The sequence below is a fragment of the Pseudidiomarina piscicola genome, from assembly GCF_902806985.1.
Classification (GTDB): domain Bacteria; phylum Pseudomonadota; class Gammaproteobacteria; order Enterobacterales; family Alteromonadaceae; genus Pseudidiomarina; species Pseudidiomarina piscicola.
Genome location: NZ_CADCXY010000002.1, coordinates 427,204 through 441,728, shown reverse-complemented (window position 1 = coordinate 441,728; position 14,525 = coordinate 427,204). Strand labels below are relative to the sequence as shown.

The following is a 14,525-nucleotide window of genomic DNA, read 5'->3' as shown; positions in this document are numbered from 1 at the left end:
CTTCGTTATACGAAAGAATACTCGCATCCGTAGATGCTTTCTCTGCCTGAATCCGGTAAGTGCCCACACAGTTTGCTTGGCTTGGTATATTGTTAAAGAACGTTTCGCTTCGTTGAGCGAGGCTGCGCATTCTACAGCCTGTGAGCTTTCTGTCAAGCCTTTCGGCATAATTTTTTTTGACTGAAAACTTGTGCTTTTGGCGGCTTCGTTGCCTGCCTCAAGCGTGGAGCGCATTTTAGAGATTTAAGTCGCCACGTCAAGCCTCGTTTTCAAGTTTTTGCATGTTTTTTTGCTGACTGCTGGATTGTTGGTCAAATCGCTGCTTTTTTATATCAACTCGCCTGTTTAAAGGCTTTCTGCTAGTCTTTCTTTATAGTTCAAAGATCAAAAAGACAACAATTTGAGGGGTAGTCTCGATGAATGGTGATATTCGCAGTTTCCAAGGCATAGAGCCAATGATTGGTGAACACGTTTATATAGACCAAAGCGCGGTCATCGTCGGTGACGTTAGTTTAGGTGATAACTGTAGTGTATGGCCGCTCGTTTCAGCGCGCGGTGATGTAAACTTTATTCGGATTGGCGCGCGCAGCAACATCCAAGATAACTGTGTACTGCATGTCAGCCGTAAAAGTAGTCGGAACCCAGAAGGGCATCCGCTCGTTATCGGCGAAGATGTAACCGTCGGCCACCACGTCATGCTACATGGTTGTACTATTGGTGCACGGGTATTAATTGGGATGTCCGCTGTGATCATGGACGGTGCCATTGTCGAGAACGATGTAATTATAGGTGCTGGTAGCCTGGTACCTCCAGGAAAGGTGCTGCGCAGCGGCTATCTTTATGTTGGAAGCCCAGTAAAAGAACAGCGCCCGTTAAACGACGAAGAGCTTGCCTTTTTGCCTGAGTCGGCAGCGAACTATGTGATGCTGAAAGACGAATACGCATTAAACGTACACTCAGTGTAGTCAGAGCTTAGTGAAAGTCGCGCGACCGGTTGGCCTGTAGCTCAAGCTCGGCCAACAGTGGCGCGCCGTCTTCCAGGCGTCCGGCAATCACGTGCACCAGCTCACCGTGGATTTCTACCTTGCCATACACTTTGAGTAACTGCGCTGTCAGATACGCTTGGCGTTGCGCTCGTGCCGTGGCCTGCCAGATCACCACATTTACCATACCGGTTTCATCTTCCAGCGTGATAAAGGTAACCCCACCTGCAGTACCGGGGCGCTGCCGACAGGTCACCAGCCCCGCTACGCAGACCACTTGCTGATGCCGACAGCTGGCTAACTCTGCGGCGGTACGAACACCGCGTAACAACTGTTGCTCTCTTAGTAGCGCCACTGGGTGTCGCCGCGTCGAGGTACCCAACACACGATAGTCTGCAGCAATTTCCCTGACTTCCGTGGGCCTTGGTAACTGCTGCTCTGGTGGCGTTTCTGTCGCACCTGATTCTATCGCACTAAATAATGGTAACTGTTCTGCCTTTACCGCTAAGGCTTGCCATTGACTCTGATAACGGTGACCACTGATCTTCTGTAGAGCGTCGGCGGCTGCCAACCGTTGTAGCAGAGCAGGGGAGGCGCCCGCCTGACGCAGCTGTTGCAAGGTCGCAAAACCAGTTACAGGACGCTGATCGAGTACGGCCTCAACCTGTTCTCTGGCTAGACCTTTAATCAGGCGCAACCCTAAGCGAATCGCATACCCCGTTTGCATGGGCACCAGTTGATGGGACCAGCAGCTGACCTGAATATCCACGGGAAGCACGGTTAGATGATGACGGCGGGCATCCTGTAACAATTGATCCGCGGAATAAAAGCCCATCGGCAAACTGTTCAAAAGCGCACAATAAAAGGCCGCCGGGTAATGGTACTTAAACCATGCCGAGGCATAGGCTAAGTTAGCAAAACTAGCCGAATGTGACTCAGGGAAGCCGTACTCACCAAAACCACAGATTTGCTGATAAATACGCTGGGCAAAATCTAAGCTGTAACCGCGCTCTCGCATACCGCTAATCAGCTTCGTCTCAAACTGTTGTAACTCGCCCGTACTGCGCCAGTTCGCCATAGCACGGCGCAGTTGGTCAGCCTCACCGCCACTAAAGCCCGCAGCCACCATCGCCAGCTTTATCACTTGCTCCTGAAATATAGGCACACCCAAGGTGCGCTCCGTGACCTGACGAACCTCTTCACTGGGATAGGTTACCGCTTCTTCACCGGCCCGACGCCGCAAATACGGGTGCACCATGTCACCCTGAATCGGCCCTGGCCGCACAATAGCTATCTGCACCACGAGATCATAAAAGGTCGAAGGACGCAGACGTGGCAGCATATTCATCTGCGCACGCGACTCGATCTGAAACACGCCCACCGAATCTGCACGCTGCAGCATCGTATAAACCTTCGGATCTTCCGTCGGAATAGTGGCAAGTTCGAGCGGCCGCTGATAATGCTCGCTAACCAGTTGCATCATTTTACGCAGCGCGCTGAGCATCCCCAGCGCCAGCACATCGACCTTGATCAGTTTCAGTGTTTCTAAGTCGTCTTTGTCCCACTGAATGACCGTGCGATCGGCCATGCTGGCATGCTCAATAGGGACCAGATCGGCCAGCGGCCCGGCGGCAATCACAAAACCACCAACATGTTGCGATAAGTGCCGTGGAAAGCCCCGTAACTGCTCCGTGAGCTGCAACAACCACCGCCCACGTTCCGTTTGCGGTAAGCCTTGCTGCAAAGCGACCAGCTGTTCATACCAGGGCGTATCTTGATCACGGCGATCGATTTGCCGCAAGTAATGGCCCAGTTCCTGCTCATTAAAACCCAGCGCCTTGCCGACATCCCGAAAGGCGCTACGCAGGCGATAACGAATCACCGTGGCCGCCAGCGCAGCGCGGTCACGCCCATACTTCTGATAAATGTACTGAATCACTTCTTCCCGCCGCTGATGCTCGAAATCCACATCAATATCGGGCGGTTCGTCACGCTCTTTCGAGATAAAGCGCTCAAATAACACATCAATTTGATCAGGGTTTACGGCGGTGATCTGCAAACAGTAACAGACCACTGAGTTCGCCGCAGAACCTCGGCCCTGGTACAAAATGCCGCGCTGCTGGGCAAACTGCACAATGTCGTGAATGGTTAAGAAGAAATAATCGTACTTTAGTTCAGCAATCAGACTGAGTTCTTTCTCCAGTTTCGCTTGCACGTCACTGCGCAGACCGTCAGGAAACCGCTGTTTGGCACCCGCATAAGCGAGCTGGCGTAGATAATCAGAGGCACTTAAGCCTGCGGGAACTAACTCAGCAGGGTACTCGTAACTGAGCTCACTGAGCTTAAACTGACAGCGGCGCACAATCGCATCAGCTTCGTGCAACCACTGTTGCGGATAGCAACGCTGCAATTCCGCCGCCGAGCGTAAATAGTGCTCGGCATTGGGTCGCAGCTCGGCGCGTACGTCCGCAACCTTTTGCCGATGCCGGATAGCGGTCATCACATCATGCAAGGGTTGGCGTTCCGGCGTAGGGTAGAGCACCTCATCAACAGCCACCACCGGCAACTGACTCATCTGGTGATAACGCTGATAGTTGCGCACTTCGCTCACGTCACTGGCTTGATAATGACGTGTATAGGCTAACCACAACCGCTCGGGAAAGGCTTTCTGAAGCTTTGTCACCTGCTCGCTAAAACACTTTGCCTGGGGTCGCCATAACAGCAGACAGTCATCCAGCCCTTGCAAAACGTCGTCAATCGTAACTTGATAACTACCTTTAGCGCAGCGACTACGTGCCAGACTGATCAAGCGACAGAGCTGCCCATAGCCTTGCCGGCTTTGCGCAATCACAATCAGTGTTCCGACTTCGGGTACCACAAAAAAGCTACCAATGAGCAGCTGCAGGCCGCCATCAGGGGCCGTTGTTGTTAGTCCTTTCATGGCCACAAAAGCCCGTACCACACCAGCCACCGAGCACTCATCGGTAATCGCCAGGGACCGGTACTGTAGCTGCTCGGCACGCTCAATGTACTCGTGCGGATGCGCCGCACCATGCAAAAAACTGTAATTGGTGATGCAGTTCAGCGCGCTTGGCCGCCACTGTACTGCGGTATTAGCTGAACCAGCCATGTAAGTACCATGCTCCCTGACTTTTAAAGATCCAGCCTTGGCGCTGCTCTGAGTCAATCGCGATAAAATAGTCCCGATCAACTGGATGGCCGTCCCACCAACCGCTTTGAATACGCTCTGGCCCCCAATGCAATTGCCAGTCTTGAATCGTGATCGGCTCAACCTCACTCAGCAACCATACCGGTCGTGGTAAAGTTACCTCAGGCTTAGCTGACAGAGCCGGCTCAGCACCAGCTTGCCAGCTTTGTGCAGCTTCCGGGCGCCAGTCTGTCAATGCCTGGGCTTGCTGCACTGCAGCCTCGCCTAAGCGTGCTTGCAACTTGCCAAATAGCCGTTGTAACTGCCGCTCTTCCTGCTGCCGGTAATGCACATCTTGTTTATTCGGAAACCAGTTGCTGGTGCTTGCCTGACGCTCACTGAATTCATCTGCATGCAAACTGAGCTCCAGCGCCGGCGTAGTTAGCCGTTGGCGCTCAAGTTGAAGCTGCACCAACTGCTGCATATCCCGACTACGCCACAACGGCAGTGCAAAAGCGATGCGCACCCGGGTAGGCGTCTCTTTCCGATGGTGCGCCAGCAACACGAAAGCTGTGACACTCAATTGACGACTTTGCAGAAACGCTTCCAGCTGTTGCAGCAAGCGTCGCAATGGAAACAGCAGTTGCTGCCATGAGGCAACTTCTGTTAGCAGATCCAGACGTTCACGAAACTTAGCAGGCGGCTCAAAATACTGCTGCGGTGGACAAAGCTCACCGCGTAATTGCGCCACATAACTGATCATGGCGCGACCAAAGCGAGCGCCCAGTTCGCTCACCGGCAGTCGCAGCAAGTCGCCAAGCTGGACAATGCCGGCATCCTGTAGCTGCTGCTGTTGCTGCGCTGGCAACAAACTCGAAGCAATGGAGACCCGCGCTAAAGCCGCCTGTAATTGCTCCCGCTCCGCGCTAAGCAGCGAGCATCCTGACTGCGCCAAAATTCTCGCAACTAAAGGGTTGTAGCCAGCCGCCAGCACCACATTAACAGCGAGTCTGCGTAAGCGCCGCTGCAACTGTTGCTGCACGCCTTGATAGCCGCCGTATAACAGCTGTAAATGCTGTACTTCTAATAGCAATCCCTGGGGTGGGTACAGTGCGATATGCGCAATATCCTGATACAGCCATTGAGCTAAACGGTGTAGGACTGCGGCTTCGCGCTTGGCATCGTAATCGCGTTGACGCAATTCCGGCACCAAAGTACTGGCGCTGACAGCTGGCATGCCCAGTCGGATGCCTGCCGCATGTGCCGCAGCATTTGCCTGCACCACATAGGGTCCACGCTGTCCTTCACTGCTACATAGAACTTGTGGTTGTTGCTGTTGCTCCTGGCTTTGTAAGCTCAACTGCTCATCCAGCAACAACTGTGGCGTTGACAAAAACCACCAAAGCTTCGGCTGTTTCATGCCGATAACCGACGCCGTTTCGGCAATAACTGAGTTACCCCACAAGGCGCCGCCGGTAACGGCCAGCCGCCACGGCGTTTTACAACAGCAACCTGCAATTGTTGCTGTTGCCACTCTAGTTGTAAGCGGTTTACATAGGATCGGGCTTCTGAGTGCGTCTGCCATGGCGTGATCACAAAGGCGAGCTGCTCATGCTTCGCTGCCACTTGCTGCAATCGCCGTACGGCATGACTGTCCAGCTCAGCAAACCAGGCAACCACTGCACCTAAGGCCTCACTTTGCAGAGCTTGCTCAAATGCCCATAAGGCTTGTTTTGTGTCGCGTTCGTGCAACCAAATGGGCGCCTGCTGCAATTGTTGATAAGCCAATCCAGGCCAATACGGCTGCGCGGGCGGGTTCACCCACAAACACGGCTTTTCTTGTGCTCGCAGTGTCGGCAACAACAACGCCAACTCACCCTGAAAGTTTTGTCGAACCTGTATTTCATGCAGCGCACCACGCTGCCAACCGCCGCCCAAACGACGGTTTAAGTCGGACCAACCGGTATCTTGCAACTGCTCTGGTGCTATCTGTTCAGCGGCCTCGCGGCCTTGCCAGACCCATCCTTTGTGCACCAGCTCTTGTAAGGGATGTGCCATAACAACCTCGCTAATACTGTACATTTATACAGTATTAATTTAGCTGTTTTTTCCGCCACCCGCAAGCGCTTCGTGACAATGTTTCGCCCATAGCGACACCGCCACGTAATTTGACGTGGGCATGATTGAACCTTATACCGCTATAGCTTAAAGCGCGCATAAAGGGGGTTATGGTCGGACACCGTACTTGTATCAATCGCTGACGCCTTCTGAAGTGAAAGGTCGCGGTAAAAGATGAAGTCCAGCGGGTGTTGGCGGTAGGTCTTAATATGATGTGGGTCAACCATAATCGCTTGCCGAAGCCCCACGCTGCGACAGAATTGCAGCAAGCGCAAACGGCGTTGGCGGCTCCACACGTTAAAATCACCAGCCACAATGAGCGGCCCTTTGTGGCCTAAGATCTCTTCTTTGATGAGCTCTATTTCTTGCGAAAACTGATGCGTGCGAACAAAGTTGATCGCGTGGACATTGACGACTAACAATGAGCCGCCTTCTGCGAGTGAGTGATACGAGAGCATATAACTTTTATGTGTGGCGAACATGCCTTCGCGCTTTCTGCTCAGTCGAGCTTGAGCTTCTGTAAAAGAATACTGGCTTGCGGTAAGTACGCCATAAGTAGAGCGACGTGTTTGCATATTCGGAGCAACAGCATAAGACCAATGACGGAGTAGCCAATTATCTTTCGCACTCAGCTTCACCTCTTGGAGCAATAAAAATAAGCAAGGAAAGTCGGCTAAAACGCGAGCTAAAGCGTGCTGAAACTCGGGTGTTTCGGTCAGTTTCTGAGTGTTCCAGCACAGCACACCAAACTCTTCACCATGAACAATAGGATGCTCATGTAGGAACTGCTGAGGAATCACGACCTTGGGTTTAAGCACACTTCCGCCTTTTGAAAATTCGCACTCTTACTACACCACCTGCGCAAACATTATAGGCCAGTTATGACCATTTCGTCGGCCCCAGTTGGGTTGTCAGATGTACATATTTTATCGTAAAAGCCGCGCTTCGCTGTCGCTCGCCTTATGATCACAGCTTAATGAAACGAAAATTACGCCTTGGCGTAAAGTTACCGATTTTGCGCCGAAGCGTATATTGACAGATTTTTCGCTCTAGCGTATATTGCGAATATATTACGCCACAGCGTATCTTCATACGACTCGCTATGAAACGAAACATTTCGGAGCAATCAAATCATGAATATCACCCGACCCGAGCAACTGAGTACCTTAGTAAAAGACCACCGAAATAAACAAGGTCTCACTCAGGCAAATATTGCTGAGCTTGTCGGCATCCGTGTTGCTACTGTTTCGAACTTCGAAAATCGACCTGAGACGTGTAAGTTAGAAACTGTTTTCAAAATTCTGGCGGCTCTCAATCTAAAAATTGATATAACGACTCGTAACCAAGCACAAAACGAAAACGCCTCCCAATGGAATGAAGGATGGTAACCCATGGACAAGCTTGATGTTTATATGAACGGCATTAAGGTTGGCGACTATACCCGAACGCGCAGCGGGGCGAACCAGTTCACCTATGACAAAAACTGGTTGGTATCACCCGGACGACGCAGCATTTCCATGTCATTACCCCTTCAAAGCGCCCCTTACGAGGGGCCAGAAGTTTATAATTATTTTGACAATCTTATTCCTGACTCTCGTGAAATTCGTGAACGCATTGTTGCGCGTTTCCAGGCTAATTCGACCGAACCATTTGATATTTTAGCGCAAATCGGACGTGACTGTGTTGGTGCCATTCAGCTGGTTCCCCACCACTCTCTACTGCCCAATATTAAACATATTGAAGCCAGCCCACTCACTGAAAAGCAAGTTGGGAGAATCCTGAGGGGATATCAATCTAAAACCCCGCTGGGCATGTTGAAGGACGAGCGCGACTTTCGTATCTCAATTGCCGGAGCACAAGAAAAAACAGCCTTATTGTTTCACAACGGACAATGGCATTTACCGCATAACGCAACGCCAACAAATTATATTATCAAGCTACCTATTGGCGAAATTCAGTCCCATGACCGCGTCATCGACATGAAGCACAGCGTTGAAAATGAATATTTGTGCTTAAAAATCGCCAAAGCCTACGGATTTGACACAGCAAATTGCGATATCATCGCCCCTGACAATATGAAAGCGCTCGCCGTGGAACGCTTTGATCGCAAGCTCAGCGCAGATGGCTCATGGATTATGCGTCTTCCGCAAGAAGATTTTTGCCAGGTCACAGGCACCTCGCCAGCCAGAAAATACGAAACCGATGGTGGCCCGACAATCGCATCAATCATGAGAGAACTGCTGGGCTCCGGCAATCCGATGGAAGACCGCCATGTGTTTATGCGCGCCCAGGTTTTATTTTGGTTGTTGGGCGCTACCGACGGCCATGCGAAGAACTTTTCAATTTTTATTGTGCGAGGAAGTCAGTATCGCCTCACACCTCTCTATGACATCTTGTCGGCTTTTCCTGCCATTAGTAAAAAGGGCTTACACGAAAAAGATCTCAAGTTAGCCATGTCTCTCAAAGGTAGTCGGGGAAGAAAGTACGAATGTCGTATGATTCGTCGAGAGCACTTTCTGGCGACAGCGAAAGAAGTCGGCTTCAGTGAAGATTCCATGAATGGGATATTGGATGAAATGGCTGCGCGAACGGAAGATGTGATACAAAAAGTTGCCGATGAATTACCCGCTACCTTCCCCAGTTTTATTGCTAATCCGATCTTCGATGGCATGCGTAGATATGTACAGCGACTTGCGCGGTAGTTGTTCTGCTGAGATAGCTCCCGAGAGGTTCGAATCCTCTCGGGAGTGACATGCCGGTGACTGCCCTCCGGAGGCAGAGGTCACAGGTTCGACAAAACGGCAGGACCGCCGTTTTGGACATGCGGGCAAGCCGAGAACCATATAGTCGCCACTTGGTGTTGAGAACGTTAACATCGTTACCTGCCGATTACTAAATTCAACTTTTTCTATGGCTTCAGCGCCAATCGCCAGCTCACCGCCAATACAATAGTAGACATTTCCACTAGGGTAGCCTTGTTTCATCATTTCAGCCGAAAACTCAAACCCTGCGGCACCATTTTTGAATGGATAAAAAACAACCAAGGGAACACATGAACTCGACCTCCGCGCGCAAGTTCTTGTTGCAGCCAAAACCGCGCGCCATCCGCATATTTCAAAAGCAAGTGCGACGCAACGAGAAAAAAGGTCACACTCACGACAAACGTGTCAAATGGCGATAATGGGTTTTTCATCTCAACAAGCTTCCACATGTTCCAACCGCAACAACCATCTTTTTACTAGATAGGCCTTCGGCAACACTATAACGCAAGGGACGGCTCGCCCCATCCTAGTTGTCTTTTATTTCTCTAGGGAAAGGCCAACTGTCGTAGTCGGGAAGAGTACAGTGATTCTTTTGTTCGTTGGCTAATTCTCTCAAGATTATTAGCCTCCGACAAATCCGGTTTGATTCACTAGGCCATCTGCAAAAACATGCCTAGGTGTCGGTGTTTTTCAAGTTAGTTGTCACCATCAGCCGGTTTAAGCGGCCTGCTTTTGTTCCTGTTTGACCGGCTCTTTTGCCGGGTTAAGGGTGGTCGGTCCAACTGGCATGCAGTTGCGAACCTGACGCTTACCCCAGCGTACTGAGTTTTGAGCTTTCGCCGCCTCCATCACAGCTTTGCGTCGCGCGAGTATCGCTTTGTCCTGACCTGTGTGGCGCTGCTCTGGTGTTACGAAGCGCAGCTTGCTGTGCTTGTGCTCGTAGTTATACCAGCGCGTGAACTTCAATACCCACTGTCTTGCTTCATCGAGGCTTTTAAAGCCCGCTGATGGCCACTCAGGGCGGTATTTGCAGGTCCTGAACAGCGATTCCGCAAACGGGTTGTCGTTGCTCAAACGCGGTCTGTTGTACGAGGTGGTCACACCAAGCTCATACGCTTTCTCACGCATCGTTTGCGCTTTCATGGGCGCACCGTTGTCCGAGTGTAGAACCAGACCACTATGGGCGCAGTGTTCGCGTAACAGTGTGCGTTGCAGCAGTTCGGCTGCCAGCTCACCTGATTCTTCTGCATAGACTTCCCAGCCGACGATTTTGCGGCTGAATAAGTCTTCAAGCATGTACAGGTAAAAGAACTGACCACGCACATTGCTGGGTAAATATGTGATGTCCCAGCAGAACACCTGACGAGGCGCTATGGCGACATATGTTTGCGGTGCTTTTGCTACCCGGGGTGCCATACTGCGACCACGATGATGCAATTGCCCATGTTGCTTTAACAGCCGGTAATACGTCGACTCAGAGCCATAATAAACACCATCATCCAGTAACGCCGGTACGATTTGCGTCGGCGGCAAACTGGCGAAGCGGCTTTCATTGCACACATCCAGAATGACCTGCTGCTCGTGCTCACTGAGTTTATTCAACGGCTCTGGCCGTATCGCCTCCGGGCGTTTATCGGCAGTCACTTTACCGCCGCGGTACCAACGTTTATACGTGCGCAGGCTGATGCCAACTTCATCGCAGGCAAGGCGCAAGCGAGCACCGGCTTGATTCCCTTCACGTATCCACGACACGTACTGAATGCGCTGTGAGACCGAGGTCAATCGTCCTCGTCGTCGTTCTCCCAAAGCGCATCCAGCTTTTTTCGCAAAACCAACAAAGCAGCAGTTTCAGCTAACGCTTTCTCTTTTTCACGCAGCTCACGCTTGAGCTGTTTAATTTCTTTGCGGTCAGTTTTACGCTGACGCCTGGCTTCAAGCTCCTGCTCGTGTGAGCTGGCGAAGCCTTTTAGCGAGTCAGTCTTCCAGGCTTTGACTTGCTCGACATAGAGTCCCCGCTCACGGCAGTATTCGCTGAGCTCAGCTTCACTCATGGAGCCGGTTTCGATCACGGTCGCGAGCTTGGCTTCAGCGGACCACTGATCGGGTGTTGATTTATTTCCTGGCACTGGACGCCCCTGTTCTCTGGCTTTGTTACGCCAATTATAAAGGGTTTGTTCGCCAATGCCTTCCGTTCGTGCAATTTCTGCAATCGTCATGTTCAACGGCGGCATCATTTTACTTAATACCAACTGCTTACGTTCTTCTGAATAGCGTGGCACTATTAAGCCTTAACGCCCCAACTGGTTAATTTTTAAGTAGTGACAACTATCCTGCCAGAGGGGGATTCAAATACATTTACTCTTTCTGTTCATTAAGTTTTTCACCACAGCAATTGCACTTCCATGAATCATTTATCATTGAATAACAACTCCCAGATATGATGGAAGGGAAACCAAAAAAATGACCGCCGCATTTAGGGCAAGGACTGAGTGCATAAGCTATGTACCTGAAAAAGCCATACGCTACAAATACCATCCCAATTATCGCTAATGGAGGAAAGACTGATCCAGCCAAGACAGCGATAATCGGTAACCAAAAGTATGTTAGTGCTTTTTTTAAATGGTAGTATCTTTTCTTTATTATTAAATTCATTTGGCTAGCCTTTATTATTACTGAGCGTCTTCTTTAGGTGATTCTGAAAACCATCCTTTCACCGTATCGATAACATCACCTGCTGTTATGGAAAAAGTCTGCTCTTGATATCCCTCTAAACCGATAGAGGGGCCAACTTCCGCCGTTAGACTTTTATCTTGGCTTGAATTAAGAAGTCCACCTGCACCAATGGTTGCGACTCCTACACCTGCTTTTATACTAGCGTTAGTACCATCAAAAGTGCTTCTAGTATTACTTCCCTTTCCAGCTCCAATAGTGGCTCCACCTATTCCTGTAGTATCAACTAGTCCTAATCCATCATCTGTTGGTTTACTCACCGTGACAAATAGACCTATATCGGTTTCACCTCGTCCAGTCATCACATCTTTAGTAAATTGGACAGCTCCGACATCAACACCACCGACAAAAGGTATGTCAATTGATATAAATGCTGACACATAGTCTTTTCCATCAGGATCAGTATATTTATAAGGATTATTTGCTGCGTAAGCGTATCTGTTAAAGCCTTGAATTTTTCCTTCAGAAATAAACGACAGTGTATCTTTAGGATCATTGGAATAGAACCGACCAATTACTGGATCATAGTATCGTGCCTGCATATAACTCAGCCCTAAGTCATCATCATACTTATGGCCGGTGTACCCGATGTCGTAGCTTGGCGTCTCGTAAGTGTCGCCAAAAGGCTTGTAATGCCGGCGACTTTGCACCGTGCCTGTGGCGTTGGTTCTTGCCACCGGACTGCCCAACATATCCGAATGGACAAAGGTGGTCACGCCCTGACTGTCCTCGGCTATGAGTTTGCCACCAAGATAAATGTAGTTCGTTTGAACGCCATTTTCTTCACTAAACAGCAGTTGCCCTGACTGGCTGTAAAGATAGTAACGGGTGTCACCGTTGCCCGCCACCTTTACGCGGCGGTTGTGGCCGTCGTAGATGTAGCTATTGCCAAGCGCTGAGGTCATCTGGTTGGCCAGGTTGTAGCTCATGCCAACATGGCTGTTGTGGGTGATATTGCCCCGCGCGTCGTAATTAAAATAGCTGTAGTTCTTTGCCGCAGCGCCTGAGGAGCTGATGCAACTGAGCATTCGCTTCGACGGCCGACAGGATGATCATTTAGACCTATCAAAACCTCGTTGACACAAAATATTGAATACCCTCAAACACAGCCCCGCGAGGGCGAGGCTTTGGATTCAATAAAGTGGCTGTCCATTAAGTTTAGTTTGTTGTAAATCCTCAAAAAGAATTTCCGGATCGTACTCGCCATCGTAAAACTCAGCTTTAACAGTTACTGCTCCCGGAGCAGGTGCCGTAGATATTACAACTTGCTTCTCTTCCTCTGTGGTCATTAGAAGCCCACACTCGGCGACAACATCATCTTCATTATTTACTAATTTAGAGACTTTTGTGAATGCAATTGGTGTTATTTCTCTGAAATTAAACTTGTCACGGCTACCTAGTGAGCTTTCATCAGTGATATCTAATTTTAGAAATCCATACTCTTGCCAATCACCGTTACCAGCACTTGCAACATCGGATGAACAGCATAAAACATCACTGCAATTCTCAAAAAACAGCCTCAATGACCATGTACAAGACAAGCTCTGGTTTTTAGGTATCTCGAATCCAATCAACTTTGAACCGAGGAGCAACTCAATGATCTTATTCAATTCTGAGTTGCCCGTTTTCATCGGTAAACATTTCATAATTACGTCCAAAATCTATCTATTGCTTATCATAATGCAATGTTTCATGAGGTTTATCCCCTTTAGCCGGAATGTCAATACTTGCTCCACCAGTGCTGTTATCAGGTCTACCAAAAATACCATTTTCTCCGACTTGGCTTCCCGGCGGAGCTGAATCTTCGTCTCCGGCTGGGCTTGTCCCTCCAGTAAGGGTTTCCAAATCGGCCTCATAGTCTCCAGTCCCACCATTCTCAGGCGTGAGAGGACCAGAGGTATGCCTTCTGCCACTTTTGTTTGAGCCTGCCCGGTCGTCACTTTGATCACCCACTAAAACATCTGGAACATCGGGTACGCTCGACTCATTCATCATGGGTTCTACTACATTTTCATGTATTGCAACTCCACCCATAATCCCAACTAATGCAGTCGCAGTATACTTTATCGCTGCGATACCCGGAGGTGTAAATAGTAAAGCTAAAAACTCACCATCAGGATCTGTGTATTTATAAGGGTTGTTGTTCGCATAAGCGTAACGATTGAATCCTTGAACTGGGTTACCACGAGACATGTGACCTAGAGTGTCAACCGGATCATTCGAGTAGAAACGACCTATGACTGGATCATAGTATCGTGCCTGCATATAAATTAGTACGATGTAGGAACCAGAATTTATAAAGGACAGTCCCTCGTAATCTGACCCGCTCTAAAGTATCTAGGCGGCAACTTCCCAGTGATCTTCTATTTCCTCTAGGCGAATTTCTTTTGCGGCTTCCTCTGCTTCTGTATCCGCCAGTAGATCAAGAAAATAGCTCACTGGATTATTTTTTTCTTGGCTTTCCATGTACAGAGTTCTTAAAGCCGCGTCTGTAGTTCGCGGAATTTTTGTTTTGCCTTTTTCATAACGGGCGATTGTCTGTTCATCTACACCAAAGCGTGTCCCAAGCATTTTCTGAGAAATATTCATCTCAATACGCAAAAACTTAAACTCTTCATTCGTAAGTGGTTTTCTGCTGTCCACAACAGCCTGTCCTATCGCTCTATGCAGCCCATTCATATCATCAATGCCTGTATACTCTTCACCATCGATGTGTTCAACGGTAAAACCATTTTTGAGATATATATTTGATAAACCGCTTTCAATGTAATGGTACATACCAAC

12 protein-coding genes are annotated in these 14,525 nt (G+C 49.6%); 3 read left to right on the top strand and 9 right to left on the bottom strand.

Annotation, left to right across the window (positions count from 1 at the left end; translation table 11 throughout):
* Positions 1-416: 416 nt before the first annotated feature.
* Positions 417-965, top strand: a complete 549-nt coding sequence (locus PSI9734_RS06870; RefSeq protein ID WP_173920365.1) for a gamma carbonic anhydrase family protein — start codon at positions 417-419, stop codon at positions 963-965.
* 7 nt (positions 966-972) lie between these two features.
* Here PSI9734_RS06870 and PSI9734_RS06865 read toward each other — a convergent pair whose 3' ends face one another.
* From PSI9734_RS06865 to PSI9734_RS06850, 4 genes are all read right to left on the bottom strand, one after another.
* A complete protein-coding gene (locus PSI9734_RS06865; RefSeq protein ID WP_173920364.1) occupies positions 973-4,113 on the bottom strand; it encodes an error-prone DNA polymerase in 3,141 nt (1,046 codons plus the stop codon).
* Positions 4,097-5,551 (bottom strand): Y-family DNA polymerase, encoded by a 1,455-nt coding sequence (locus PSI9734_RS06860; protein WP_173920363.1) that lies wholly within the window; start codon positions 5,549-5,551, stop codon positions 4,097-4,099. Before PSI9734_RS06860 ends, PSI9734_RS06865 begins: the two co-directional genes overlap by 17 nt.
* Complete coding sequence (locus PSI9734_RS06855) at positions 5,548-6,189, bottom strand: cell division inhibitor (RefSeq protein WP_173920362.1); 642 nt, start codon at positions 6,187-6,189, stop codon at positions 5,548-5,550. Before PSI9734_RS06855 ends, PSI9734_RS06860 begins: the two co-directional genes overlap by 4 nt.
* A 140-nt stretch (positions 6,190-6,329) precedes the next feature.
* Positions 6,330-7,067, bottom strand: coding sequence for an endonuclease/exonuclease/phosphatase family protein (locus tag PSI9734_RS06850; RefSeq protein WP_173920361.1), 738 nt, complete (start codon positions 7,065-7,067; stop codon positions 6,330-6,332).
* Positions 7,068-7,382: 315 nt separating this feature from the next.
* Here PSI9734_RS06850 and PSI9734_RS06845 point away from each other — a divergent pair, with 315 nt between their 5' ends.
* Positions 7,383-7,637 (top strand): helix-turn-helix domain-containing protein, encoded by a 255-nt coding sequence (locus PSI9734_RS06845; RefSeq protein WP_173920360.1) that lies wholly within the window; start codon positions 7,383-7,385, stop codon positions 7,635-7,637.
* Between the two features lie 3 nt (positions 7,638-7,640).
* Positions 7,641-8,951 (top strand): type II toxin-antitoxin system HipA family toxin, encoded by a 1,311-nt coding sequence (locus PSI9734_RS06840; protein WP_173920359.1) that lies wholly within the window; start codon positions 7,641-7,643, stop codon positions 8,949-8,951.
* 777 nt (positions 8,952-9,728) lie between these two features.
* Here PSI9734_RS06840 and PSI9734_RS06835 read toward each other — a convergent pair.
* From PSI9734_RS06835 to PSI9734_RS06815, 5 genes are all read right to left on the bottom strand, one after another.
* Positions 9,729-11,290 (bottom strand): IS3 family transposase gene (locus PSI9734_RS06835; RefSeq protein ID WP_173920358.1). Its coding sequence is split into 2 segments (ribosomal slippage): positions 9,729-10,837 and positions 10,837-11,290, totalling 1,563 coding nucleotides; the frame shifts between segments, so codons are not numbered across the junction.
* A 390-nt stretch (positions 11,291-11,680) separates the two neighbouring features.
* The gene (locus tag PSI9734_RS06830; protein ID WP_484573204.1) at positions 11,681-12,769 is read right to left on the bottom strand and encodes an RHS repeat-associated core domain-containing protein; all 1,089 of its coding nucleotides are present in this window, start codon (positions 12,767-12,769) and stop codon (positions 11,681-11,683) included.
* A gap of 105 nt (positions 12,770-12,874) precedes the next feature.
* Positions 12,875-13,387 carry a hypothetical protein gene (locus PSI9734_RS06825; RefSeq protein WP_173920356.1) on the bottom strand — a complete coding sequence of 171 codons (513 nt, stop codon included), beginning with the start codon at positions 13,385-13,387 and terminating at the stop codon, positions 12,875-12,877.
* Between the two features lie 19 nt (positions 13,388-13,406).
* A complete protein-coding gene (locus PSI9734_RS06820) occupies positions 13,407-14,006 on the bottom strand; it encodes an RHS repeat-associated core domain-containing protein (RefSeq protein WP_173920355.1) in 600 nt (199 codons plus the stop codon).
* Positions 14,007-14,078: 72 nt separating this feature from the next.
* Entirely contained in the window at positions 14,079-14,519 is a 441-nt protein-coding gene (locus PSI9734_RS06815) for a helix-turn-helix domain-containing protein (protein WP_173920354.1), read from the bottom strand.
* Positions 14,520-14,525: the final 6 nt, after the last annotated feature.